The organism is Streptomyces sp. SPB162, from assembly GCF_029504575.1.
Classification (GTDB): Bacteria; Actinomycetota; Actinomycetes; order Streptomycetales; family Streptomycetaceae; genus Actinacidiphila.
This window is the reverse complement of sequence record NZ_JAQFII010000001.1, coordinates 1,495,835-1,520,749: the sequence shown is the minus strand read 5'-3', so window position 1 is coordinate 1,520,749 and position 24,915 is coordinate 1,495,835. Positions and strand designations below refer to the sequence as shown.

The window sequence follows — 24,915 nt, the reverse complement described above, 5'->3', positions numbered from 1 at the left end:
CCCTATCCGGGGGTCGCACCGCTCAGCGACCGGAGCGTCTTCGCGAGGCGGGCCTTTCGGCTCTCCGGGGTGAGCGCCTGGAGCAGCGGCAGGACGGCCAGGTAGCGACCGGTTCTGTCGAGAGCCTCGAACGCCTCGCGCGCCACCGGGTCCGCGTCGAGCGCGGCCGCGAGATCGGGCGGTACGGTCGCCGTCCGCTGCGAGTCGTAGGCAGCGGCCCACCGCCCGTCCTCCTGCGCCCTGCGCACCTCGGCGAGCCCGGGTTCGCGCATCCGCCCGGCGGCCGTCAGCGCCGCGACCTTGTCCACGTTCACCCGCGACCACAGGCTCCTGGGCCGGCGCGGCACGTACTTCTGCAGGTAGTACCGCGCGTCGAGGGAGCGCCGCTGCCCGGAGATCCAGCCGTAGCACAGCCCGACGTCGACCAGCTCGTCGGAAGTGACCGTCGGGATGCCGGATCCCTTCTTGGCCATCTTGATCCACACGCCCTCGTCACGGGTGACGTGCCCGGCCAGCCACTCCTCGAACGCCGCCGCGTCCGCGAAAGCGATGATCTCCACCCCGTCGACCTCGTCCATGCGGCCCAGGTTAAGGCCAGGGAATCCGTAATTCTTTGCATAAAGCTTCGGTGGAACGTATAGTCATGCCTTCGACGAGGAGGTTCGATGGCTTTGCGGGCAGCGGTGGCAGGGGCGAGTGGTTACGCGGGGGGTGAGATCCTGCGGCTGCTCCTGGGGCACCCGGAGATCGAGATCGGCGCACTCACCGGCAACTCCAACGCGGGACAGCGACTGGGCGCACTGCAGCCGCACCTGCCGCCGCTGGCCGAGCGCGTGCTGGAGCCGACGTCGGCCGAGGTGCTGGCCGGGCATGACGTGGTCTTCCTCGCGCTGCCGCACGGGCAGTCCGCGGCGGTGGCGGAGCAGCTCGGCGACGGCGTGCTGGTCGTCGACTGCGGCGCCGACTTCCGGTTGCGCGACGCCGCCGACTGGGAGAAGTTCTACGGCTCCCCGCACGCCGGGGCCTGGCCGTACGGGCTGCCCGAGCTGCCCGGGGCGCGGGCGGCCCTGCGGGGCTCGAAGCGCGTCGCGGTGCCCGGCTGCTTCCCGACCGGTGTCTCGCTGGCGCTCTTCCCGGCGTACGCGGCCGGGCTCGCCGAGCCCGAGGCCGTGATCGTCGCCGCTTCCGGCACGTCCGGCGCGGGCAAGGCGGCCAAGCCGCACCTGCTCGGCAGCGAGGTCATGGGATCCGTGACGCCGTACGGCGTCGGGGGCGTGCACCGGCACACCCCCGAGATGATGCAGAACCTGTCGGCCGTGGCCGGGGAGCCGGTGAGCGTCTCGTTCACCCCGACCCTCGTCCCGATGCCGCGCGGCATCCTCGCCACCTGCAGTGTGCGGGCCCGGGCGGGCGTCACCGCCGACGCGGTCCGCGCCGCCTATGAGAAGGCCTTCGCGGACGAGCCGTTCGTGTACCTGCTGCCCGAGGGGCGGTGGCCGTCGACCGGCGCCGTGCTCGGCTCCAACGCCGTGCAGGTGCAGGTCGCGTACGACGAGGCAGCCGGCCGCATCGTCGCCGTCAGCGCGATCGACAACCTGACGAAGGGCACCGCGGGCGGCGCGGTGCAGAGCATGAACATCGCCCTCGGACTTCCCGAGGACACCGGACTTTCCACGACAGGAGTAGCACCGTGAGCGTCACGGCAGCGCAGGGATTCACGGCCGCGGGCATCGCCGCCGGGATCAAGGACAGCGGCAACCCCGACCTGGCCCTCGTGGTCAACAACGGGCCGCGCCTGGCCGCCGCGGGCGTCTTCACCTCCAACCGTGTGAAGGCCGCGCCCGTCGTCTGGTCGGAGCAGGTCGTCAAGGGCGGCCAGGTGTCCGCCGTCGTCCTCAACTCCGGCGGCGCGAACGCCTGCACGGGACCGCTCGGCTTCCAGGACACGCACGCGACCGCCGAGAAGGTTGCGGAGGTACTCGGACAGAACGCGGCCGAGGTCGCGGTCGCGTCCACCGGCCTGATCGGGCTGCGCCTCCCGATGGACAAGCTGCTGCCGGGGATCGAGAAGGCCGCGGCCGAACTCTCGGCACACGGCGGCGAGAAGGCCGCCATCGCGATCAAGACCACCGACTCGGTGCACAAGACGGCCGTCGCCGAGAAGGACGGCTGGTCAGTCGGCGGCATGGCCAAGGGCGCGGGCATGCTCGCGCCGGGCCTGGCGACCATGCTCGTCGTGCTCACCACCGACGCCGACCTGGACGCCGGCACGCTCGACACCGCGCTGCGCGCCGCCACTCGCACCACCTTCGACCGGGCCGACTCCGATGGCTGCATGTCCACCAACGACACCGTGCTGCTGCTCGCCTCCGGCGCCTCAGGGGAAGTTCCCGCCTACGGTGATTTCGCCGCCGCCGTCGAGCAGGTCTGCGCCGACCTGGCCCGGCAGCTGATCGGTGACGCGGAGGGCGCGTCCAAGGACATCAAGGTCGAGGTGATCAACGCCGCTACCGAGGACGACGCCGTCGAGGTGGGCCGCTCCATCGCCCGCAACAACCTCCTCAAGTGCGCGATCCACGGCGAGGACCCCAACTGGGGCCGGGTGCTGTCCGCCATCGGCACGACCGCCGCCGCCTTCGAGCCGGACCGGCTGAACGTGGCCATCAACGGCGTCTGGGTCTGCAAGGACGGTTCGGTCGGCGAGGACCGGGACCTGGTCGACATGCGGTTCCGCGAGGTCGTCATCACCGCCGACCTGAACGCGGGCGCCGCCGCCGCCACCATCTGGACCAACGACCTGACGGCGGACTACGTCCACGAGAACAGCGCGTACAGCTCATGACCAACCCCACCGCGCGGAACCACACCGCGCTGCCCAAGGCCCGCATCCTCATCGAGGCGCTGCCGTGGCTCACCCGCTTCAACGGCAAGACCGTCGTCATCAAGTTCGGCGGCAACGCCATGGTCGACGAGGAGCTGAAGGCGGCCTTCGCCCAGGACGTCGTCTTCCTGCGGCACGCCGGCCTCAAGCCCGTCGTCGTGCACGGCGGCGGCCCGCAGATCAGCGCACAACTCGACCGGCTCGGCATCGCGTCGTCCTTCACCGCCGGACTGCGGGTGACCACCCCCGAGACGATGGACGTCGTCCGGATGGTGCTCGCCGGGCAGGTCCAGCGGCAGTTGGTCGGGCTGCTCAACGAGCACGGGCCGTTCGCCGTCGGGATGACCGGCGAGGACGCGCACACCATGACGGCCGTCCGGCGGCACGCGGTCGTGGACGGGGAGCAGGTGGACATCGGCCTGGTCGGTGAGATCACCGAGGTCGACCCGGGCGCCATCCAGGCGCTGCTGGACGACGGCCGGATCCCGGTCGTCTCGTCCATCGCCCGCGGCGAGGACGGTCACGTCTACAACATCAACGCGGACACCGCCGCCGCCGCGCTCGCCTCGGCGCTGGACGCCGAGGTCCTCGTGGTCCTCACCGACGTCGAGGGGCTGTACGCCGACTGGCCGTCCAGCGAGGACGTGATCAGCCGGCTCACCGCGAGCGAACTGGAGAAGCTGCTGCCCGATCTGTCGAGCGGCATGGTGCCCAAGATGGAGGGCTGCCTGTACGCCGTGCGCCACGGTGTCGGCAGCGCACGGATCATCGACGGCCGGGTGCCGCACTCGATGCTCCTCGAGGTATTCACGGACGACGGCATCGGCACGATGATCGTGCCGGACGCGCGGGGGGACGGATCATGAGCAACGAGGAACTGACGCGGCGCTGGCAGGGCTCGCTGATGGACAACTACGGGACGCCGCGCGTCCCGCTGGTCCGCGGCGAGGGCGTGAAGTTCTGGGACGCCGACGGCAAGGTCTACCTCGACTTCGTCGGCGGCATCGCGGTCAACTCCCTGGGCACCGGGCATCCGGCCGTGGTCCGGGCCGTCTCCGAGCAGATCGGCACGCTCGGCCATGTGTCGAACCTCTTCATCGCCGAGCCCCCGGTGGCCGTGGCGGAGCGGCTGCTGCAGCTCTTCGGCCGGGTCGGGAGGGTCTTCTTCTCCAACTCCGGCGCGGAGGCGGTGGAGGCCGCCTTCAAGATCGGCCGGCTGACCGGCCGCCGGCACATGGTGGCCACCTCGGGCGCCTTCCACGGCCGGACGATGGGCGCCCTCGCGCTCACCGGCCAGCCGAAGAAGCAGGAGGCGTTCCACCCGCTGCCCGGTGACGTCACGCATGTGGCGTTCGGCGACGTGGACGCGCTGCGCGCCGCCGTCACCACCGACACCGCGCTGGTGATCATCGAACCGATCCAGGGCGAGAACGGCGTGGTCGTGCCGCCCGCCGGATACCTGAAGGCCGCGCGGGAGATCACCACCGCCACCGGCACCCTGCTGGTCCTGGACGAGGTGCAGACCGGCATCGGACGGACGGGCCAGTGGTTCGAGCACCAGGCGCACGGCGTCGAGCCCGATGTCGTCACCCTCGCCAAGGGCCTGGGGGCCGGTCTGCCGATCGGTGCGACGATCGCCTTCGGCGCCGCGGCCGACCTCCTCACGCCGGGTCAGCACGGCACCACCTTCGGCGGGAACCCGGTCGCCTGCGCCGCCGCGCTCGCCGTCCTGGACACCATCGCGGCCGACGGGATCCTCGACAACGTCAAGCGGCAGGGCGACCGGCTGCGGCACGGGATCGAGGCGCTCGGGCACCCGTTGGTCGATCATGTGCGCGGTGCGGGGCTCCTGCTGGGTATCGTTCTCACGGAGCCGCTCGCGCCGCAGGTGCAACAGGCGGCTCAGGACGCCGGAATCCTGGTGAACGCGGCTGTGCCCGACACGGTACGGCTCGCCCCTCCGCTCATCCTCGGCGATGACGAGGTGGAGGTGTTCCTCCAGGCTCTGCCCGCCGTCCTCGACGCGGTACACAAGGGCCAACGATCCGGAGAAACGCGACGATGACCGAGGCGCAGCAGGGCGGCCAGGCCGTACCGCAGACCCGCACCGCACGCCACCGGCGGATCGTGGACATCCTCAACCGGCAGCCGGTGCGGTCGCAGAGCCAGCTCGCCAAGATGCTCTCCGACGACGGGCTGAGCGTCACGCAGGCGACGCTCTCGCGCGACCTGGACGAGCTGGGCGCGGTCAAGATCCGTAACGCCGGCGGCGAGCTGATCTACGCGGTGCCGTCCGAGGGCGGCTTCCGCACCCCGCAGGCGCCGCTGGGGGAGTCCGTCAAGGAGGAGCGGATGGCCCGGCTCGCGGGCGAGCTGCTCATCTCGGCGGAGGCGTCCGCCAACCTGGTCGTCCTGCGCACCCCGCCGGGCGCGGCCCAGTTCCTGGCCTCCGCGATCGACCAGGCCGAGGTGCACGACATCCTGGGCACCATCGCGGGCGACGACACCCTCATGCTGATCAGCCGGGACGCGGCCGGCGGCCAGGCGCTGGCCGACCACCTGCTCCGGCTCGCGGCGGGCGACCACCGGCAGCACTGAGCCGCATCCTCGAAGGAAGGGCCCCCGTTCGCGGGGGTCCTTCCGTGTTTTCGGGGTGGCGGACCCGCCGGATCCGGCTTTTGACGAATCATGCAGTCCAATGCATACTTATGCCAGTCAGTGCGGCCGTCACCAGGCGACGGTCCACGCGACACCTTGAGGAGCAGCGGTGAGCAGCAACGGCGATGTCAGGCTCTGGGGCGGCCGGTTCGCGGACGGCCCGGCGGAGGCCCTGGCCAAGCTTTCCGCGTCGGTCCACTTCGACTGGCGGCTGGCCCCCTACGACATCGCCGGCTCCCGCGCCCACGCCCGCGCGCTGCACAAGGCCGGGCTGCTGACCGACGACGAGCTGGGGCGGATGCTGGCCGGACTCGACCAGCTGGCCACCGACGTCGAGGCGGGCACCATCACCGGCACCATCGCCGACGAGGACGTGCACACCGCGCTGGAGCGCGGCCTGCTGGAGCGGATCGGCGCGGACCTGGGCGGCAAGCTGCGGGCCGGCCGGTCCCGCAACGACCAGATCGCCACGCTCTTCCGGATGTACCTGCGCGACCACGCGCGGACGATCGGCGGGCTGCTCGCCGAGTTGCAGGAGGCGCTGGTCGGTCTCGCCGAGACGCACGCGGACGTCGCCATGCCGGGACGCACGCATCTGCAGCACGCCCAGCCGGTGCTCTTCGCCCACCACGTCCTGGCGCACGTGCAGGCGCTGGGCCGGGACGCCGAGCGGCTGCGGCAGTGGGACGAGCGGACGGCCGTCTCCCCGTACGGCTCGGGCGCGCTCGCGGGCTCGTCGCTGGGCCTCGACCCGGTGGCGGTCGCCGCCGAGCTCGGCTTCGAGCGCGGCTCGGTCGCCAACTCCATCGACGGCACGGCCTCGCGCGACTTCGTCGCGGAGTTCGCGTTCATCACCGCGATGATCGGGATCGACCTGTCACGGATCGCCGAGGAAATCATCATCTGGAACACGAAGGAGTTCTCCTTCGTCACCCTCCACGACGCCTTCTCCACCGGCTCCTCGATCATGCCGCAGAAGAAGAACCCGGACATCGCCGAGCTGGCGCGCGGCAAGTCCGGCCGGCTCATCGGCAACCTGACCGGCCTGCTGGCGACGCTCAAGGCGCTGCCGCTCGCGTACAACCGCGATCTGCAGGAGGACAAGGAGCCGGTCTTCGACTCCTGCGACACCCTCGAGGTCCTGCTGCCCGCCTTCACCGGCATGATGGCGACCCTCACCGTCAACACCGCGCGGATGGAGGAGCTGGCGCCGGCCGGCTTCTCCCTGGCCACCGACATCGCCGAGTGGCTGGTCAAGCAGAACGTGCCGTTCCGGGTCGCGCACGAGGTCGCGGGGGAGTGCGTCAAGGTCTGCGAGGCCGAGGGCATCGAGCTGGACGGTCTGACGGACGAGCAGTTCGCCAAGATCTCACCGCACCTGACCCCCGAGGTCCGCACTGTCCTGAACGTCAAGGGCGCGCTCGCCTCCCGTGACGGCAGGGGCGGCACGGCGCCGGTCCGGGTGGCGGAGCAGCTGGCGGAGGTCAAGCAGGACGTGGCCGCGCAGCTGGCCTGGGCGCTGGCCGAACGCTGACACCGGGCGGAGCGCCGGGCCGCGACGGCTCGGCCTCCGCCCTTTCTGCGCCTTCTACATGAGACATCACTGTCTCATGCGCGCTATCTTTGTCTCATGAGCTTCGATCGTGACCAGGTGCTGCGCGACGCCGCGGCCCTGCTGAGTCGCCGAGCCACCGCGTCCATGGACGAGATCGCCAAGGCGGCCGGCATCAGCCGCGCCACCCTGCACCGGCACTTCCCCGGCCGCGACGCCCTCGTCCGGGCGCTGGGCCTGCTCGGGAACGCGCAGATGGACGAGAGGCTGGACGCCGCCCGCATAGAGGAGGGCGACCCGGTCGCGGCGGTGCGCCGGCTGATCGACGAGGCCATCCCCGTCTCCGGATTTCTGGCCTTCCTCTACGGCGAGAACCAGCTGTACGACGTGCCGGAGGTGACCGAGGGCTGGGCGCGGGTCGACGAGCGGGTCAGCGCGCTGTTCCGGCGCGGCCAGGAGCAGGGGCTGTTCCGGTACGACCTGACGCCCACCTGGCTGGGCGAGGCGCTGTACGCCCTGATCGCGGCCTCGGCCTGGTGCGTCCAGGATGGACGTATGGCACGGAACGATTCGGCCCGTATGGTCTCCGAGCTGCTGCTCGGCGGGATGCTGCGGAGCGCGTCATGACCCGCGACGCCCTGCACAAGCCGTCCGCACCCGTGTCACCGACGCCCCCGCACCCCTCACGTTGGCTCGCGCTCGCCATCCTGACGCTGGCGCTGCTGCTCGTCGCGGTGGACGCGACGGTGCTCGGGCTGGCGATGCCGTTCCTGACCGAGGACCTGCAGCCGTCCTCGACACAGGTGCTGTGGATCGGCGACATCTACTCGTTCGTCATCGCCGGCCTGCTGGTCTCGATGGGCAGCCTCGGCGACCGCGTCGGCCGCAAGAAACTGCTGCTCATCGGCTCCGCCGCGTTCGGCGGGCTGTCGGTGCTCGCCGCGTATGCGCACACCCCGGAGACGCTGATCATCGCCCGCGCCCTGATGGGCGTGGCCGGGGCCACCTTGATGCCGTCCACCCTCGCGCTGATCCGCAACCTCTTCACCGATCCGCGCGAGCGCAGCTTCGCGATCGGCGTGTGGGGTGCTGCCTCGACGGCGGGCGCCGCCGTGGGACCGGTCGTCGGCGGCATCCTGCTGGAGCACTTCTGGTGGGGCTCGGTCTTCCTGATCAACCTGCCGGTCATGGCGGTGCTGCTGATCGTCGGCTCCAAGCTGCTGCCGGAGTCCCGCAACCCCGACCCGGGCCCCTGGGACCTGTTCAGCGTCGCGCTCTCCCTCGTCGGCATGTTCGGCGTTGTGTACTGCATCAAGGAGCTGGCAGCCCACGGTCCCGGCACCGCGGCCTTCGCCGCGGGCGGGGTGGGCCCTGGTCTGCCTCTACGCCTTCGTCCGGCGGCAGCACACGCTGCCCGCGCCGCTGCTGGACATGCGGCTCTTCCGCAACCGGGGCTTCTCCGCCTCGGTGCTGGCCGACCTGCTCACCGTGCTGGGCCTGTCCGGGCTGATCTTCTTCCTGTCGCAGTTCCTGCAGATGGTGCAGGGCCGCTCGCCGCTGGAGGCCGGCCTCGCCGAACTGCCGGCCATGGTCGGGGCCGTGGGGGCCGGGCTGTGCGCGGGCGTCGCCGCCCGCCGGTTCTCCGTGCGGATGGTCGTCGCCGGCGGCCTGGGCGCCAGCGGCCTGGCGCTCGCCGGGCTGTTCGGCCTCACGCCGGACACCGGGTACCCGCTGCTCTTCGCCGTGCTGCTGATCGTCGGCGTCGGCGCGGGGTTCTCGTTCACCGTCACCGCCGACGTGATCCTTTCCAGCGTCCCCGAGGAGGAGGCGGGCGCCTCGGCCGCGGTCTCCGAGACGGCCTACGAACTCGGCGCCGCGCTCGGCATCGCGCTGCTCGGCTCCATCGTCACCGGCATCTACTCCAACCTGACGCTGCCCGCCGGGCTGTCGGCGGACGGCGCGGCGCAGGCCAAGGACTCCCTGGCGGGCGCCGTCGAGGTGGCGGACACGCTGCCCGGCGGGGACGGGGACGCGCTGCTCCTGGCGGCGCAGGCTTCGTTCACCGACGGGCTGCGCATCGCGGCCATGGTCGGCGCGGTGGTGCTGCTCGGGGCAGCCGTGTGGGCCTGGCGGATGCTGCGCCACACCAAGCTGGCGACGACCCGCTCCCATCACTGAGAGCGGGACCGCCGGAGAACGTCAGGCGGCCTTGGCCTTGGTGGCGTACATGTCGACGTACTCCTGGCCCGACAGCCGCATGACGTCGCTCATCACCTCGTCGGTGATGGCACGCAGCACATAGCGGTCGCGGTCCATGCCCTCGTAGCGGGAGAAGTCGAGGGGCGCGCCGAAGCGGATGGTCACCCGGTGGGATGCGGGGCAGCTTCTTGCCCACCGGCTGCACGCGCTCGGTGCCGATCAGCGCGCAGGGCACGACGACCGCGCCCGTCATCAGGGCGAGCCGCGCGACACCCGTGCGACCCCGGTACAGCCGGCCGTCGGGGGAGCGGGTGCCCTCCGGGTGGATGCCGAAGATCTGGCCCTCCTCCAGCACCCGGCGGCCGGTCATCAGCGCCGCGGCGCCGCCGCGGGCGCCGTCCCGGTCCACCGGGATCATGCCGACGGTGGTGAAGAACGCGGCCTTCACGCGTCCCTTGAGGCCCTTGCCGGTCACGTACTCGTCCTTGCCGAGGAAGTAGACCGGTCGCGGAGCCACCAGGGTCATGAACGGTGAGTCCGAGAACGCGAGGTGGTTGCCCGCCAGGATCACGGGACCGGTGGCGGGGATGTTCTCGATTCCCTCGACACGCGGGCGGTACAGCACGCGGAGGAGCGGTACGAGCAGCGTATTGATCAGGAAACGGAACAACGGGCCCTCCGGGCAGGGGATCGACGGATCGAAGACCAGGGGCGCGCGCCCACTGGCGCACACCCCCTATGGATGAGGACGATACTTCCGTTCGCCGGGTGAGCGCACGCCGGGTTCACACAGTGGCTACGCAGTGTTGACGTACGTTCCGCACGTGTTTCGCCTGTCGTGGGCCGTACGAAAGGTGTACGCGCCTACGCTGCGCGGGTCGACCGGCAGGTGCCGCACGGGCGTTCGGCCGCGATCGCCGGATCCACCGGACTCAGGGAGAGCTCATGACGCACGACCAGCAGGGTTCAGGACCGGGCCGCCGGGCCGTCCTCGGCGCGGCGGCGGCGCTGGGCGCCGGCGGCGCGGTGTTCGCCCTGCCGGGCGTGGCGGAGGCGGCGGGCACGTCCGCCGGCCGCGGCGGACACCACTCGTACAAACTGCCGGTGCCGACCGTCATCGGGCACCGCGGCGCCAGCGGCTACCGCCCCGAGCACACCCTCGGCTCCTACCAGCACGCCCTGGACCTCGGCGCGGACGTCATCGAGCAGGACGTCGTGCCCACCAAGGACGGCCACCTGGTCTGCCGGCACGAGCCCGAGATCGGCGGCACCACCGACGTCTCGAAGCACCCCGAGTTCGCGAGCCGCAGGACCACCAAGACCATCGACGGCACCACCACCACGGGCTGGTTCACCGAGGACTTCACCCTCGCCGAGCTCAAGACGCTGCGTGCCGTGGAACGGCTGCCGGCCAATCGGCAGCGCAACACCCTCTACGACGGCCGCTGGGAGATCCCCACCTTCGAGGAGGTGCTCCGGTGGGCCGAGGAGCAGGGCCGCAAGCGCGGCCGCCCGGTGTGGCTGCATTCCGAGACCAAGCACCCCACCTACTTCCGCAAGCTCGGCCTCGGCCTGGAGGAGCGGCTGGCCGGGCTGCTGCGCCGCTACGGCCGCGACCGCAGGGACTCTCCGCAGTTCCTGGAGTCGTTCGAGTCGAGCAGCCTGCAGCGGTTGGGCTCGCTGGGTGTGGGCGCCCCCAAGATCTTCCTGCTGTCCGACCTCACCTCGCGCCCGTACGACTTCGTCGAGGCGGGTGACCCGCGCACCGTCGCCGACCTGGTCACCCCGGACGGACTGCGGTGGATCGCGCGCTTCGCCCGGGGCATCGGCCCGACGCTGCTGCTGGTCATTCCGCTCGACGCCACGGGCAGGCTCGGCACCCCGACCACGCTGGTGCGCGACGCGCACGCCGCCGGGCTGATCCTGCACCCCTACACGATGCGCAACGAGAACACCTTCCTGCCCGTCGACTTCCGCAAGGGCACCGACCCGAACGCCTACGGCGACTCCTTCGGCGCGTTCACGACGTACTTCGAGCAGGGCATCGACGGGATCTTCTCCGACAACGCCGACACCGCGCTCCTCGCCCGCGAGGACTTCCTGAAGAACCGGTGAACCATCCGCACCGGTGATCCACTCTGACGGGTGAAGACGGCCGCGTCCGGCAACCGCCGGGCGCGGCCGTGTCGTCCCGGCGATCGTGAACGTGTCGCTGCGAGAAGACGAACTGACCCGGCTGCGTCCCCTGGTCGCCGCGGAGGCGGCCGCCGAGGCGGTCTCCGGCGGCATCGAGGCCGCCGACCTCGAACAGGCGGTGTGGCTGCGGCTGCTGGAACTGGCCGTGCCGCCGTCCGATCCGGCCCGCTGGCTGCGGGCGGCGGTGCGCCGCGAGGTGCGCGAGGCCGCTCGCCGGGTCCGCCGCGAGCTGCGGTACGCCCCGGGCCGCGAACCGGTGGCGGACCGCGGGCCGTCCGTCGAGGAACAGGTGCTCGGCGCCGAGCAGCGGGCGGCCGTGCACGCCGCCGTGGAGCGGCTGCCTGGGCGCTGCCCGCAGGTGGTTACCGCCCTGATGTCCCGTTCCGACCCCACATACCAGGAAATCTCCCGCGAGTTGGGAATCTCACAGGGCAGTATCGGCCCATTGCGCTCACGCTGTCTCGGCTGCCTGCGCTCGATCCTGAAATCCGGGGTTGCATCCCCGGTAAGACGGGGTAAGGCACGGTAAACAGTCGGCGACAAGGCGTTCCTGGCGCGTTCGAGCGCGGCCGGATGCGGGTATTGCGAGGCATCTACCGCGCCGGGGCGTTTGTGCGATCATCAGCGCCACGGAGACGGCGCACACCCGTACCAACTCCGGTCAGGCATACGTCCCGGGCGCGCATTCCACCCTCATCAGCCCGGGCGGACTCGAAGGGGAGGCCTGCGGCCCATGGGCATGAGCGTGACCATCTCTACGGCGGACCAAGGCGACGCCGAGAAGATCCTCAAACTCCAGTACCTCTGCTACCAGAGCGAGGCGGAGCTCTACGGCGACTACTCCATAGAGCCGCTCACCCAGACCTTCGAGGCGCTGCGCGCCGAGTTGGCTCAGGGGTGCGTCCTGGTCGCGCGGCTCGGCGACGAGGTCGTCGGCTCCGTACGCGGGGTCGTCGACGACGACGGCACCGCGCGGATCGCCAAGTTGATCGTCCACCCCCGTATGCAGCGGCACGGCCTCGGCGGCCGGCTGCTGCACGCCGTCGAGGAGCGGCTGTCCGCCGAGAGCGAGGCGAAGCGCTACCGGCTGTTCACCGGGCACCGCAGCGACCTGAACCTGCGGCTGTACCGCAAGCTGGGGTACGAGCAGGTGGGCGACGCCGAGCCGATCACCCGGCGGCTGAGCCTGGTCACCATGGAGAAGGACGCGCCGAGGACGTCGTTCGCCGCCAGCGCCTGATCCGAACCCCGGGTCACCGCTCCTGCTGTGGCTGCGCCGACCTGCGCAGCCACAGCAGTCCGGCGACCGGCAGCAGCAGGGGCAGGAAGAGATAGCCGATCCCGAAGTCCGACCACACGGTCGCGTCGGGGAACGCGGCCGGGTCGACGAGGGTGAAGGTTCCCACCGCGATCACCCCGGCCAGTTCGGCCGAGCAGCACACCAGCGCCACCCTGCGGGCCGCCTCGCCGCCGCGCCACAGCGCGACGGTGATCACCGCGTACACGAGCCCGGCCACCGCCGACAGCACGTACGCCAGCGGCGCGTCATGGAACTTCGTGAACATCTGGACGAGCGAGCGCGACACCGCCGCGACGGTGAACACCCCGTAGAGGGAGAGCAGCAACCGCCCGGGACCACGGCCGATCCGTCCGGTCCCGGCCCCGTCGTCCTCGGGCACGGCCGGCTGCCCGGACTCGTTCACGGCCGGTGCCCCGGATGCCTCGCGTGCGGGGTCAGACACCGCCGCCTCCCCAGATGTCGAAAAGCCGTACTTCGAGCACGGCGAGGATCACTCCGCCCGCGGCGACGATCGCCGATCCCCAGCGGGTGCGTTCGGTCAGCGACATGAAGCCGGCCGCCGGGATCGTGCAGGCGGCGCCGACCAGGTAGGAGACGAAGATCAACGTGCCCTGCTCCGGCTTCTCGCCGTGCGAGAGCTTCACCAGGGCGATCACCAGCTGGACCAGCGCCAGCACCGTGACCACGGCCATGCCGATGAAGTGCCAGTCCTTGGTCGGCTGGTCCCGGAGTGCGGCGAAGCCGCACCACGCCGCGAGCAGCAGCGCCGCGACCGAGACCGTGATGGTGACTGCGTCGAGCATGCCGTGACTCTATTACGGGCCAAAAGGACCCGGACGCGACCCCCGGCTGTCCGCATAGTGAACACCTCGCCCGGAATGCGGGACGCGGTGTCCAGGTCTGCTTTACTGGATCTCATGACCACGACGAACAGCCGCTGCCGCGCGACCGAGGCGACCACGCCCGGTGTTCGTTGTATGTGTCGAATGTGTGACTAGCGAAGGGCTCAGCCCCGCGTCACCTGTGGTTCCAGCGACTCCCTCTTCCCGTCGCTGATCTCCGCTTGGCCCCTGACGGGCCGATCCGTGCCGCGATCCGAGAGAAATGCCCCTTGCGCGGTGCTATGCCCGCCGCGAACTCGACAGTGACGGATACCCCTTGTGATCACCACCACGGACCTGAGAAAGGTCTACCACTCGCGTGACCGCGAGATCACCGCCCTGGACGGCGTCGATCTGCACGTCCGCGAAGGCGAGGTCTACGGTGTCGTCGGACAGAGCGGCGCCGGCAAGTCCACCCTCATCCGCTGCGTCAACCTCCTCGAGCGCCCCACGTCCGGCACCGTCGAGGTCGCCGGGCAGGACCTGACCGCGCTCGGCGGCCGCACCGACCGGGCCGGAGCCGCGCTGCGCGCCGCCCGTAGCGGCATCGGCATGGTCTTCCAACACTTCAACCTGCTGGCCTCGCGCACCGTGCAGGGCAACGTCGAGCTGCCGCTGGAGATCCTCGGCGTCTCCGGCAAGCAGCGCTCCCGCAAGGCCCTGGAACTGCTGGACCTGGTCGGCCTCGCCGACAAGGCCCGCGCCTACCCCGCGCAGCTGTCCGGCGGCCAGAAGCAGCGCGTCGGCATCGCCCGCGCGCTGGCCGGCGACCCCAAGGTGCTGCTCTCCGACGAGGCCACCTCGGCGCTCGACCCGGAGACCACCCGCTCCATCCTGCAGCTGCTGCGCGACCTCAACCGGCAGCTGGGGCTGACCGTGCTGCTCATCACGCACGAGATGGACGTCGTGAAGGCGATCTGCGACTCGGCCGCGCTGATGAAGAACGGCAGGGTCGTGGAGTCCGGCACCGTCACCGAGCTGCTCGCCACCCCCGGCTCCGAGCTCGCGCACGAGCTGTTCCCGGTGGGCGGTGAGCCGTCGGGACCCGACCGCACCGTCGTCGACCTCACCTTCCACGGTGAGAACGCGACCGAGCCGGTCGTCTCCCAGCTGGCCCGCACCTACAACGTGGACGTGTCGATCCTGGGCGCGGCCATCGAGACCATCGCCGGCCGGCAGATCGGCCGGATGCGGATCGAGCTGCCGGGCCCGTTCGAGGACAACGTCGTACCGATCGGCTTCCTGCGCGAGCAGGGCATCCAGGTCGAGGTGGCGCGGACCGCCGCCGCGCGTGTGAAGGAGACCGTGAAATGACCTGGGCCGAGATACAGCCGCTGCTCACGACGGCCTGTTGGGAGACGCTCTACATGGTGGGCTGGTCCACCGTGATCACGGCCGCGGTCGGACTGCCGCTGGGCGTGCTCCTGGTGCTCACGAGCCGGGGCGGCCTGCTGCAGAACGTGGTGGTGAACAAGGTGACCGGTGTCATCGTGAACATCACGCGGTCGCTGCCGTTCATCATCCTGATGGTCGCGCTGATCCCCTTCACCCGCTGGCTCGTCGGTGCGGCGTTCGGGCTCAACGCCGCCGTCGTGATGCTGTCCGTCGGCGCGATCCCGTTCTTCGCGCGCCTGGTGGAGACCTCGATCCGCGAGGTGGACCCCGGTCTCGTCGAAGCGGTCCACGCGATGGGCGGCAACACCCGCACCGTGGTCGTCAAGGCGCTGCTGCCCGAGTCGCTGCCGTCCCTGGTCTCCGGCCTCACCACCACCGTCATCGCCCTCGTCGGCTACTCGGCGATGGCGGGCACGATCTCCGCCGGCGGCCTCGGCAACCTGGCGTGGACCTACGGCTACCAGCGGTTCGAGAACAAGGTCATGGTCGCCACGATCGTGCTGCTCATCGCCCTGGTCACCGTCGTCCAGCTGGCCGGCGACCTGACCGCCCGCGCCCTGGCCCGCCGCGGCGGCCGGACGTCCGGCGCCCCCGGACTCCGGCTGCTGCGGTCCGCCCGTGTCGCGCGGGCCACCGAGACCTCCTGACCCGCCGGACTTCCTTCCGGCTCGTTCCATCCACTGAGAAAGAGGCACTTTTCGTGCGTAACACCACCAAGATCACCACTGCTGTGCTGGCCGCCGGAGCCCTCGCCCTGGGCCTGAGCGCGTGCGCCTCCAACCCGACTCAGAAGGACGGCGAGAACGACGCGCTCGTCGTCGCCGCGAGCCCCGTGCCGCACGCCGACATCCTGAAGTTCGTCAAGGACAACCTGGCGGAGAAAGCCGGATTGAAGCTGGAGGTGAAGGAGTTCGACGACTACGTCATACCGAACACCGCCACCGAGAACGGCGAGGTCGGCGCGAACTTCTTCCAGCACAAGCCGTACCTCGACGACTTCAACGCCAAGAACAAGACGCACATCGTCCCGGTCGTGAACGTCGAGCTGGAACCGCTCGGCCTCTACCCGGGCAAGGCCAAGACGCTGGCCGACATCACGTCCGGCGACACCATCGCCGTGCCCAGCGACACGACCAACCAGGGCCGCGCGCTGCAGCTGATCGCCTCCAAGGGCCTGATCACCCTCAAGCCCGGCGTCGGCGCCAACGCCAGCCTGCAGGACATCGCCGACGCCAAGGGCCTGAAGTTCAAGGACGCGAAGGCGGAGCTGCTCCCCAGCCAGCTGCCCGACGTCGCCGCCGCCGTCATCAACGGCAACGTGGCGCTCGGCGCCAAGCTCGACCCGGCCAAGGGCACCCTCGCCCTGGAGAAGGCCGAGGGCAACCCGTACGCCAACTTCCTGGCGGTCAAGGACGGCAAGCAGAACGACCCGCGGGTCGTGAAGCTCGCCAAGCTCCTCAACTCCGACGAGGTCAGGAAGTTCATCGAGACCAAGTACCACGGCTCGGTCGTCCCGGCGTTCGGCAAGACCGCCTGACCGCACCCGACCCGGCGCACCCCGGCCGCCCGACCAGGCGGCCGGGGTGCGGTGCGTCTCCGCTACCGGTGCCGCACCCAGTACACGTCCGTCATGTACGGCATCTCGATGTCGCCGCCGCGCCGGGTCGGCTCGTGCGCCCCGAGCAGCGACTCCAGATCGGCCCGCACCCGCTCCTGCTCGGCCGCGTCCAGCACCGCGATGTGGCTGGACGACATCATCCGCTCGACGACGTCCTCCACGGTCGTCGAATGCGGGTTGGGCCAGTGCCGCTCGTGCACCCGGCCCCAGCCCGGCCGCCCCTCGAAGGACCTGCGCCACCGGTTGTCGGGGTCCCCGATCCCGGAGGCCAGCGGCGGGCTCGGCAGATCGTGCGGCGCCAGCCGGAAGAAGATGTCCTGGAAGTCGCGCACCCACGGCACCGAGGTGTCGTACGTGTTCCACACCAGGGCGAGCGCCCCGCCCGGCCGCAGTAGCCGCTCCACCTCGTCGAGCGCGTCCGTCTCCTGGAACCAGTGCCAGGACTGCGCCGCCACGACCGCGTCCGCGCAGCCGTCCGGCAGCCCCGTCGCCTCCGCGGTGCCCGCCGTCACCACCACGCCGGGCAGCAGCGCGGCCAGCCGTTCGCGCATCTCCTGCACCGGCTCCACGGCCAGCACCTCGGCCCCGGTCAGCGCCAGCAGCCGGGTGAACTTGCCCGTGCCCGCCCCGAGATCGACCGCCGTCCGACCCGCCTGCAACGGCAGGGCGTCCGCCAGCGCGGCGAGCGCGGCCATGGGGTACGACGGGCGGGAGCGCTCGTACAAACCCGCGGCCCGCTGGGATCCGACTCCTGCTGCGTGGTGCAATGTCACGCGGCCAGACGCTAGCAGGGTCGGGTGACGGCGGCCGATACCCGCCCCGGCCGTCATACGGCCTACCCTGGAAGGGCGTTCGCGGATCACGCTCCCACGAACGGTTCTCGCGAGCCCGCTCTGCGAATGTCGCGGCCGATGCTGCATGCTGTGCTCTCCACACATGCCCTGGTTACGGAGCAGCGAATGACCTCCACCTTTCCGGACATCTCCATCAGTACGGAGCGGCTGGTGCTGCGCCCCTACGAGGAGGCCGACATCCCCGCCCTCGCGGAGATGGTGAACGATGAGCTGGTCATCGCCTGGACCTCCGTCGCGCAGCCGTACACCGAGGACGACGCCCGCGCCTTCGCCACCCGGATCGCCCCCGCGGAACGCACCGAGGGCCGCGGCATCGTCTTCGCCGTCACCGAGTTCCTGACCCAGCGGCTGGTCGGCACAGTCCATCTGCAGAACACCGACTGGCGCATCCGCAGCAGCGAGATCGGCTACATGACCGCCCCGTGGGCGCGTGGTGAGGGATACGCCTCCGAGTCGGTGCTCGCCGTGACCCAGTGGCTCTTCGACGACCAGAAGTTCGAGCGCCTCGAACTGCGCATCGCCGCCGACAACACCGCCTCCCAGCAGGTCGCCCAGAAGATCGGCTGCATCAGCGAGGGCGTGCTGCGCAACGCCGGCATAGTGCGCAGCCGGCCGGAGGAGGATCCGGGCGGCCGATGGGCGGAGATCCGCACCGACCTGATCGTGTGGAGCCTGCTCCCCGAAGACCTGGACGTACTGCCCGGCCGGGACTCCGGGGACCAGGGGTACACCGCCTTCGCCGACTGGGAGTAAACGACCCTGCGGCTCCCGGGTCGGCACCGCCGACACCGTCGTCGGCCGAGGCCCTGGCCCGGGGTACTGTGCTTCCTCGGGGACCGCGACCACGCCCAGCCGCGCCGCACCCGGACCGCGACCGCACTCGGACCGCGACCACGCCCGGACACCGACCGCGACCACGCCCAGGAGACTGACGACATGGCCGACCGGGTCACCGTGATCGGGTGGGACGGCTCGCCGCCGTCCGAAGCCGCGCTGTCGGCGCTCACCGCCGCCACGCTGGTGGCCGGCACCCGCCGTCATCTGGACCTCCCCCACGTACCCGAGTCCGCGGAACGGATCGTGCTCGGCAGCATCGACCTCGCCGCCCGCCGGATCGCCAAGCACCGGGGCACCGCGGTGGTGCTGGCCGACGGCGACCCGGGCTTCTTCGGCGTCGTGCGCGCCCTGCGTGACCCGGAGCTCGGCCTGGAGATCGAGGTCGTACCCGGCGTCTCCTCCGTCGCGCGGGCCTTCGCGCTGGCCGGCATGCCGTGGGAGGACGCCCGCGTCGTCGTCGCGCACAGCCGCTCGCTGCGGCGCGCGGTCAACGTGTGCCGCGCCTACCCCAAGGTCGCCGTGCTGACCGCGCCCGGCGCGGGCCCCGCGGAACTCTCCCTGCTGCTCGACGGTGTGCACCGCACCTTCGTCATCTGCGAGGCGCTCGGCACCGAGCAGGAACAGGTCAGCGTCCTCACCTCGGACAAGGTCGCCGACCACGTCTGGCGCGACCCCAACGTCGTCCTGGTCGTCGGCGGGATCACCTCGCGCGACCCGGCGGTCGCCGGTCGCAGCGGCTGGATCGCCGGCCGCGATCCGGCGTTCCCCGGCACGGTGCGCGGCTGGGGCCTGCCGTCCTCGGAGTACGGCGGCGACGGTTCCCACCAGCTGCGGGCGCTGCAACTCGCGCGGCTGGGCCCGCGCACCGGCGACCTGGTCTGGGACATCGGCTCCGCGGACGGTGCGTTCGCCGTCGAGGCCGCCCGGTTCGGCGCGGCCGTGATCGCGGTGGACCGGGACGAGGACGCCTGCGACTGGATCACGGCCGCCGGCCGGCGCTTCGGCGTCCAACTCCAGGTCGTCCACGGCACCGCGCCGCAGGCGCTGGAGGACCTCCCCGAACCCGACGTCATCCGGATCGGCGGGGGAGACGCGGAAGTCGTCACGGCGTGCGCCGCCCGGCGCCCCGAGCGCATCGTCGCGAGCGCGGGAAACCGGGACGAGGCGGAGGCGGTCAGCCGGGCCCTCGAGGAGGGCGGCTACGACGTCGAACGCGCCCTGCTGCAGACCGTCGAACTTGATTCCGGCTGGGCGGAACGCGAACGCCTCGTCACCTTCGCACTCTGCGGCCACCGCAGGTGACGGCGAGGCCGTCGGTCCGCCCGCAGTGTGGACCCTTGGACGGCCCTCCGGCGCACGCGCGGTAGGCTGGCGGATCGTTGTGCCGTCGTCGTGCGTTGACGGATCGAACAGTTTTCGATCCGCTGGTCATCCGTCGCCGCCGGGCAGCACACGCGGTGCCGACGCGCCGCATTCCCTGCTTTTCGGCCGGTTCGGCCGGCGGGCGGACAGTGTGCGCGGCGCGGCGTTGGAAGGAGCGATACCGATGGGCGAGGGGCACGCATGACTGACACCGGCCAGGTCCCGGGCGAGGGACTGCCGGAGAACGCAGTCGGGGAAGCGGCTCCGCAGCCGCCCGCCGACCTGCACGGCAGCGCCGCTCACCAACCGACCGCTCCCAGCTGGAGCACGGACGAGCTGAGCGGTGACGGCTCTCCCGCGTACACCTTCCTCGACCAGTCGGGCGCCCCCGGGGCACCCGTCGACGACGACGAGGACCTGCTCCTGATGCCCAGTCTGCAGGGCTCCTGGAGCGACCCCCAGCCCGTTCCGCCGCAGCCCGAGGTCGTCATGCCCCCCCTGAACGGGGAGGGGCACGAGACCCACGAGTCCGCGGGACGCGACTCCGGATCCTTCGACTACGGGACGGTCCGGCTGGCGCAGACCCCGCCGCCCGAGGCGGTCCCCGCTGCCGCCGTCGAGGAGCAGGAGCCGGTGGCGCAGCCCGCCGCCGAGCAGGTTCCGCCACCGGCCGCCGAGCCGCCGGCGCCGCCGCGGCGGCCGTTGCACATGGGTCCGCCGATGCCGGACCCGGCCTCCGCCAACGCCTCCGTCCGCTCGCTGGCCGACCGCGGCCCGGCGACGGCCCAGGGCCAGACTCCCGCCCCGCTGCGCGCGACCGGCGGCCCGGCCACCGCCGGACCCGAGTACCTCGACGTACCCCACAGCGACTCCGTCGCGATCCCCGCGCAGCAGAACGGCGAGGCCCCCGAGCCGTCCGCCGTCGCCCAGCCGGGCACGCCCGTCCAGGGCAGCGCGTGGCCGTCGGCGGCGTCCACCGCCCCGGTCGAGCGGCAGCACGACGTCCCGCCCGTGGTCCTCGCGGCGGCGCCCGCGCCCGAGCCGGCCGAGCCGCAGGCGGCGGTCGAGCAGCCGGTGGCGGACCTGCCGCCCGTTCCGGCCGCCGAGCACCACGACCCGGTTCCGACGCCGGCCGCGCCGGCCCAGGAAGAGCCGACAACGCCGCCCGCGGGCACTCCCGTTCCGGACGCCGCGCCCGAGCAGGCCGCACCGATCGCCGTCGAGCCGGCCGTTCCGGCCGAGCCCGTCGCATCCCTCACACTCGTCGAATCCATCGCGCTCGTCCCGCCCGTGGCGCCGGAGGCGGTTCCCGCCGCAGAGCCCGTCGTGGTCGCGGGGCAGGCCCCCGAGGCCCCCGCCGAAGCGCTCATCCCCCCGACGGCTCCCGCCCCGCTCCCGGCGGAGCCGTACGTCCTGCCGGACGCGCTGCCCGAGCCCATCGCCGCCCTGGAAGTGCCGGCCCCCGCGCCGCGGGCCCCCGTCCAGGAGCAGGCCCCCGCACTCCCCGCGCCGATCGCCGCGGAGCAGCCGCCCGCACCCGCCGCGCCGGTCGCGGCCGAACTCCCCGGTGAGCCCGCGGAGTCCGCCGCCCCCGCCGAAACCCCCGCTCTTGCCGAGGCTCCCGTCGAGACCCCCGTACCGCCCATGCGGCTGCCCGCCGCCGACGGATACGAACCCGCCGTCCGTGACGCGGTCCACCGGGTGATCCGCGAACGCCGGGACATCCGCAACGGCTTCCGCGACGACCCCATCCCGCACGAGGTGCTGCTGCGCGTCCTGGAGGCGGCCCACACCGCCCCCAGCGTCGGCCACTCGCAGCCCTGGGACTTCGTCGTCATCCGCTCCGCCAAGACGCGCGAGCGCATGCACGAACTGGCCAACGAGCAGCGCGACGCGTACGCCAAGTCGCTGCCGAAGGCCCGCGCCAAGCAGTTCCGCGAGCTGAAGATCGAGGCGATCCTCGACACCCCGGTCAACATCGTCGTCACCGCCGACCCGACCCGCGGCGGCCGGCACACCCTCGGCCGGCACACCCAGCCGCAGATGGCCCCGTACTCCGCCGCCCTCGCGGTCGAGAACCTGTGGCTCGCCGCCCGCGCCGAAGGGCTCGGCGTCGGCTGGGTCAGCTTCTTCGACGAGCGCCAGATGGTTCGCGAGTTGGGGCTGCCCGAGCACCTCGAAGTCGTCGCGTACCTGTGCATCGGCTACGTCGACGAGTTCCCCGAAGAGCCCGAACTGATGCAGGCCGGCTGGTCCCAGCGCCGTCCACTCTCCTGGGTGGTCCACGAGGAGGAGTACGGAAACCGGGCACTGCCCGGCGAGGAGCCGCACGACCTGCTGGAGGAGACGCTGCGGGGCATCCGCCCGCTGGACGCCAAGGCGCTCGGCGAGGCCTGGGAACGGCAGAAGCGGATGACGAAGCCGGCCGGCGCGCTCGGCATGCTGGAGATCATCTCCGCGCAGCTCAGCGGCCTGTCCCGGCAGTGCCCGCCGCCGATCCCGGAGCCCGCGGCCGTCGCGATCTTCGCCGGCGACCACGGGGTGCACGCCCAGGGCGTCACGTCCTGGCCGCAGGAGGTCACCGGCCAGATGGTCGCCAACTTCCTCGGCGGTGGCGCGGTCTGCAACGCGTTCGCCAACCAGGTCGGCGCCGAGGTCTGCGTCATCGACGTCGGCGTGGCGTCGGAACTCCCCAGCACACCCGGGCTGCTGCCCCGCAAGGTCAGGTACGGCACCGCGGACTTCACCGCCGGGCCCGCCATGACCCGCGACGAGGTGCTGCGCGCCATCGAGGTCGGCATCGAGACCGCCCGCGACCTGGTCGCGGCCGGCAACAAGGCGCTGCTCACCGGCGAGATGGGCATCGCCAACACCACCACGTCGGCCGCGCTCATCTCGGTCTACACCGGCCAGGACCCGGCCGAGGTGACCGGCCGCGGCACCGGCATCAACGACGAGATGCACGCCCGCAAGATCGACGTCGTCCGCCGCGCGCTGGACCTGCACCGCCCGGACCCGGCCGACCCGATCGGCGTACTGGAGGCGATCGGCGGCCTGGAGCACGCCGCCATGGTCGGCCTCCTGCTCGGCGCCGCGGCGCTGCGCACCCCGGTGATCCTGGACGGTGTCAGCGCCGGCGCCGCCGCGCTGGTCGCCCGCGCCATCGCCCCCGAGGTGCTCGCGGCCTGCATCGCAGGCCACCGCAGCGCCGAGCCGGGCCACGTCGCGGCCCTCACCAAGCTGGGCCTGCGCCCGCTGATCGATCTCGACCTGCGGCTCGGCGAGGGCACCGGGGCGCTGCTGGCGCTGCCGCTGGTACAGAGCGCTGCGCGCGTCATGCACGAGGTCGCGACGTTCGACTCCGCGGGAGTCACCGAGAAGGGCTGACGCCCTTGCACCCAGGGGGGCGGAGCCCCGCCCCCCTGCGCCTGCGGCGGGCGCCCTCAGACGCCGGGCGGGCTGGGTTGCGGCCGGGCTCGACCAGGAGCCTGCGGCCCCCCTGCGCCTGCGGCGGGCGCCCTCAAACCCCGGGTGGGCTGAATGTGGGCCTGTCCGGGCGCGCGCTCAGACGCCCGGCGGGCTGAATGTCGTTCTGTCCGGCCGCACGCTCAGACGCCCGACGGGCTGAATGTCGTCCTGCTCGGCCGCACGCTCAGACGCCCGGCGGGCTGCATTGCTACCGGCTCAGTTCCGTGGATGCGTGCGCGGGTGTGATCTTGCGCGCTGCGGTCGGGGGGCGTCGGACCGTATGGTTTGCCCCAGGGGCCCGGCCCCGTACGCACCCCAGCCGCTCCGAGGGAGCAGCGGCAGAGATACTTCGCCCCAAGGAGCCGTACAGCCATGGCCGACGACCGCAACGACGCTCCCGCCTACCCCGTCGGGCTGCGGCTGTCCGGACGGCGGGTCGTCGTCCTCGGCGGCGGCACCGTCGCCCAGCGCAGGCTGCCGGCGCTGGTGTCGGCGGGAGCCGACATCGTGCTCATCTCCCCGTCGGCGACCCCGTCCGTCGAAGCGATGGCCGACGCGGGCGAGTTGCGCTGGGAGCGCCGTCCGTACCAGGAGGGTGACCTCGCGGACGCCTGGTACGCGCTGATCGCCACCACCGACACCACGGCCAACGCCGCCGCGTCCGCGGAGGCGGAGGCGCGCCGCGTCTGGTGCGTGCGCAGCGACGACGCCGAGGCCGCCACCGCCTGGACGCCGGCCACCGGACGCAGCGAGGGAGTCACCGTCGCCGTCCTCACGGGCCGCGACCCGCGCCGTTCCGCCGCCGTGCGCGACGCGGTCGTCGAAGGGCTGCGGGACGGCACCCTGGTCGCCCCCCGGCACCGCGAGCGGACCCCCGGCGTGGCGCTCGTCGGCGGCGGCCCCGGCGACCCGGACCTGATCACGGTGCGCGGCCGGCGGCTGCTCGCCGAGGCCGATGTCGTGATCGCCGACCGGCTCGGCCCGCGCGACCTGCTGGACGAACTCCCGCCGCACGTCGAGGTGATCGACGCGGCGAAGATCCCCTACGGCCGCTTCATGGCCCAGGAGGCGATCAACAACGCGCTCATCGAACACGCCAGGGCCGGCAAGGCCGTGGTCCGGCTCAAGGGCGGCGACCCGTTCGTCTTCGGGCGCGGCATGGAGGAGGCCGAGGCGCTCGCCGAGGCGGGCATCGCCTGCACGGTCGTGCCGGGCATCTCCAGCTCCATCAGCGTGCCGGGTGCCGCGGGCATCCCGGTCACCCACCGGGGCGTCGCCCACGAGTTCACCGTCGTCAGCGGCCACGTCGCCCCCGAGGACCCGCGCTCCCTCGTCGACTGGGAGGCGCTCGCGAAGCTGCGCGGCACCCTCGTGCTGCTCATGGCCGTCGAGCGGATCGGCGCCATCGCCACCGCCCTCGTCCGGCACGGCCGCTCGGCGACCACCCCGGTCGCCGTCATCCAGGAGGGCACCATGGCCACGCAGCGCCGCGTGGACGCCACCCTGGCCACCGTCGCCCAGGTCGTCACCGACACGGAGATCCGCCCCCCGGCCGTCATCGTCATCGGCGATGTCGTCGGCGTCGGCCGCGCCGTGCGCGGCTGAAGCCGCGTTTGACGCATCCGGCTTCCAGCCACCGCCGGGGCAGCCTGACCCGCCCCTTCGACGGACAGGGCCGGGCCCCCGGCCGCTGCGTACCGGCCGGGTAGCCACC

21 protein-coding genes and 2 pseudogenes are annotated in these 24,915 nt (G+C 72.1%); 18 read left to right on the top strand and 5 right to left on the bottom strand.

Features of this window, described 5'->3' with window-relative positions; translation table 11 throughout:
• Positions 1-2: 2 nt before the first annotated feature.
• The gene (locus M2266_RS07075) at positions 3-578 is read right to left on the bottom strand and encodes a YdeI/OmpD-associated family protein (RefSeq protein ID WP_277437376.1); all 576 of its coding nucleotides are present in this window, start codon (positions 576-578) and stop codon (positions 3-5) included.
• Positions 579-665: 87 nt separating this feature from the next.
• Between M2266_RS07075 and argC the strand changes: the two genes are divergently transcribed.
• From argC to M2266_RS32295, 8 genes and pseudogenes are all read left to right on the top strand, one after another.
• On the top strand, positions 666-1,694 hold the full coding sequence (argC, locus tag M2266_RS07070; RefSeq protein ID WP_277437375.1) for an N-acetyl-gamma-glutamyl-phosphate reductase: 1,029 nt from the start codon (positions 666-668) through the stop codon (positions 1,692-1,694).
• Positions 1,691-2,842 carry a bifunctional glutamate N-acetyltransferase/amino-acid acetyltransferase ArgJ gene (gene argJ, locus M2266_RS07065; RefSeq protein WP_277437374.1) on the top strand — a complete coding sequence of 384 codons (1,152 nt, stop codon included), beginning with the start codon at positions 1,691-1,693 and terminating at the stop codon, positions 2,840-2,842. Before argC ends, argJ begins: the two co-directional genes overlap by 4 nt.
• On the top strand, positions 2,839-3,747 hold the full coding sequence (argB, locus tag M2266_RS07060; protein WP_277437373.1) for an acetylglutamate kinase: 909 nt from the start codon (positions 2,839-2,841) through the stop codon (positions 3,745-3,747). Before argJ ends, argB begins: the two co-directional genes overlap by 4 nt.
• Positions 3,744-4,946 carry an acetylornithine transaminase gene (locus M2266_RS07055; protein WP_277437372.1) on the top strand — a complete coding sequence of 401 codons (1,203 nt, stop codon included), beginning with the start codon at positions 3,744-3,746 and terminating at the stop codon, positions 4,944-4,946. Before argB ends, M2266_RS07055 begins: the two co-directional genes overlap by 4 nt.
• On the top strand, positions 4,943-5,479 hold the full coding sequence (locus tag M2266_RS07050; protein WP_277437371.1) for an arginine repressor: 537 nt from the start codon (positions 4,943-4,945) through the stop codon (positions 5,477-5,479). The genes M2266_RS07055 and M2266_RS07050 overlap by 4 nt, the downstream gene beginning before the upstream one ends.
• Positions 5,480-5,648: 169 nt before the next feature.
• Positions 5,649-7,073: an argininosuccinate lyase gene (gene argH / locus M2266_RS07045; RefSeq protein ID WP_277437370.1), complete on the top strand. Its 1,425-nt coding sequence runs from the start codon at positions 5,649-5,651 to the stop codon at positions 7,071-7,073.
• 96 nt (positions 7,074-7,169) lie between these two features.
• Positions 7,170-7,718, top strand: coding sequence for a TetR/AcrR family transcriptional regulator (locus tag M2266_RS07040; RefSeq protein WP_277437369.1), 549 nt, complete (start codon positions 7,170-7,172; stop codon positions 7,716-7,718).
• Positions 7,715-9,269, top strand: a pseudogene (locus M2266_RS32295) (MFS transporter). Before M2266_RS07040 ends, M2266_RS32295 begins: the two are co-directional and overlap by 4 nt.
• Positions 9,270-9,290: 21 nt before the next feature.
• On the opposite strand, the pseudogene M2266_RS07025 reads toward M2266_RS32295, so the two are convergent.
• A pseudogene (locus M2266_RS07025) lies at positions 9,291-9,960 on the bottom strand (lysophospholipid acyltransferase family protein).
• 275 nt (positions 9,961-10,235) lie between these two features.
• On the opposite strand from M2266_RS07025, the gene M2266_RS07020 reads away from it, so the two are divergent.
• The 3 genes from M2266_RS07020 (at position 10,236) to M2266_RS07010 (ending at position 12,726) form a co-directional block, all read left to right on the top strand.
• Complete coding sequence (locus M2266_RS07020) at positions 10,236-11,405, top strand: glycerophosphodiester phosphodiesterase (protein WP_277437367.1); 1,170 nt, start codon at positions 10,236-10,238, stop codon at positions 11,403-11,405.
• Positions 11,406-11,496: 91 nt separating this feature from the next.
• Positions 11,497-12,015, top strand: a complete 519-nt coding sequence (locus M2266_RS07015) for a sigma-70 family RNA polymerase sigma factor (protein WP_346780873.1) — start codon at positions 11,497-11,499, stop codon at positions 12,013-12,015.
• Between the two features lie 204 nt (positions 12,016-12,219).
• A complete protein-coding gene (locus M2266_RS07010; protein WP_277437365.1) occupies positions 12,220-12,726 on the top strand; it encodes a GNAT family N-acetyltransferase in 507 nt (168 codons plus the stop codon).
• Between the two features lie 13 nt (positions 12,727-12,739).
• Here the strand turns inward: M2266_RS07010 and M2266_RS07005 are convergent, their stop codons facing one another.
• Positions 12,740-13,165, bottom strand: coding sequence for a hypothetical protein (locus M2266_RS07005; RefSeq protein WP_277441091.1), 426 nt, complete (start codon positions 13,163-13,165; stop codon positions 12,740-12,742).
• Between the two features lie 55 nt (positions 13,166-13,220).
• The gene (locus M2266_RS07000) at positions 13,221-13,589 is read right to left on the bottom strand and encodes a hypothetical protein (RefSeq protein ID WP_277437364.1); all 369 of its coding nucleotides are present in this window, start codon (positions 13,587-13,589) and stop codon (positions 13,221-13,223) included.
• A gap of 357 nt (positions 13,590-13,946) precedes the next feature.
• On the opposite strand from M2266_RS07000, the gene M2266_RS06995 reads away from it, so the two are divergent.
• Genes M2266_RS06995 through M2266_RS06985 form a run of 3 tightly spaced genes read left to right on the top strand, consistent with a single transcriptional unit; the run spans position 13,947 to position 16,599 of the window.
• Entirely contained in the window at positions 13,947-14,981 is a 1,035-nt protein-coding gene (locus tag M2266_RS06995; protein ID WP_277437363.1) for an ATP-binding cassette domain-containing protein, read from the top strand.
• Positions 14,978-15,709: a methionine ABC transporter permease gene (locus M2266_RS06990; protein ID WP_277437362.1), complete on the top strand. Its 732-nt coding sequence runs from the start codon at positions 14,978-14,980 to the stop codon at positions 15,707-15,709. Before M2266_RS06995 ends, M2266_RS06990 begins: the two co-directional genes overlap by 4 nt.
• 53 nt (positions 15,710-15,762) lie before the next feature.
• Positions 15,763-16,599, top strand: a complete 837-nt coding sequence (locus M2266_RS06985) for a MetQ/NlpA family ABC transporter substrate-binding protein (RefSeq protein ID WP_277437361.1) — start codon at positions 15,763-15,765, stop codon at positions 16,597-16,599.
• Between the two features lie 62 nt (positions 16,600-16,661).
• Here the strand turns inward: M2266_RS06985 and M2266_RS06980 are convergent, their stop codons facing one another.
• Entirely contained in the window at positions 16,662-17,453 is a 792-nt protein-coding gene (locus M2266_RS06980) for a class I SAM-dependent methyltransferase (protein ID WP_277437360.1), read from the bottom strand.
• Between the two features lie 186 nt (positions 17,454-17,639).
• Here M2266_RS06980 and M2266_RS06975 point away from each other — a divergent pair, with 186 nt between their 5' ends.
• The 4 genes from M2266_RS06975 to cobA all read left to right on the top strand — a co-directional run bounded on the left by M2266_RS06975 (position 17,640) and on the right by cobA (position 24,806).
• The gene (locus tag M2266_RS06975; protein ID WP_277437359.1) at positions 17,640-18,287 is read left to right on the top strand and encodes a GNAT family N-acetyltransferase; all 648 of its coding nucleotides are present in this window, start codon (positions 17,640-17,642) and stop codon (positions 18,285-18,287) included.
• Between the two features lie 183 nt (positions 18,288-18,470).
• Positions 18,471-19,673 carry a precorrin-6y C5,15-methyltransferase (decarboxylating) subunit CbiE gene (cbiE, locus tag M2266_RS06970; protein WP_277437358.1) on the top strand — a complete coding sequence of 401 codons (1,203 nt, stop codon included), beginning with the start codon at positions 18,471-18,473 and terminating at the stop codon, positions 19,671-19,673.
• Between the two features lie 261 nt (positions 19,674-19,934).
• A complete protein-coding gene (cobT, locus tag M2266_RS06965) occupies positions 19,935-23,120 on the top strand; it encodes a nicotinate-nucleotide--dimethylbenzimidazole phosphoribosyltransferase (protein ID WP_277437357.1) in 3,186 nt (1,061 codons plus the stop codon).
• 453 nt (positions 23,121-23,573) lie between these two features.
• Positions 23,574-24,806: a uroporphyrinogen-III C-methyltransferase gene (gene cobA, locus M2266_RS06960; RefSeq protein WP_277437356.1), complete on the top strand. Its 1,233-nt coding sequence runs from the start codon at positions 23,574-23,576 to the stop codon at positions 24,804-24,806.
• Positions 24,807-24,915 lie beyond the last annotated feature (109 nt).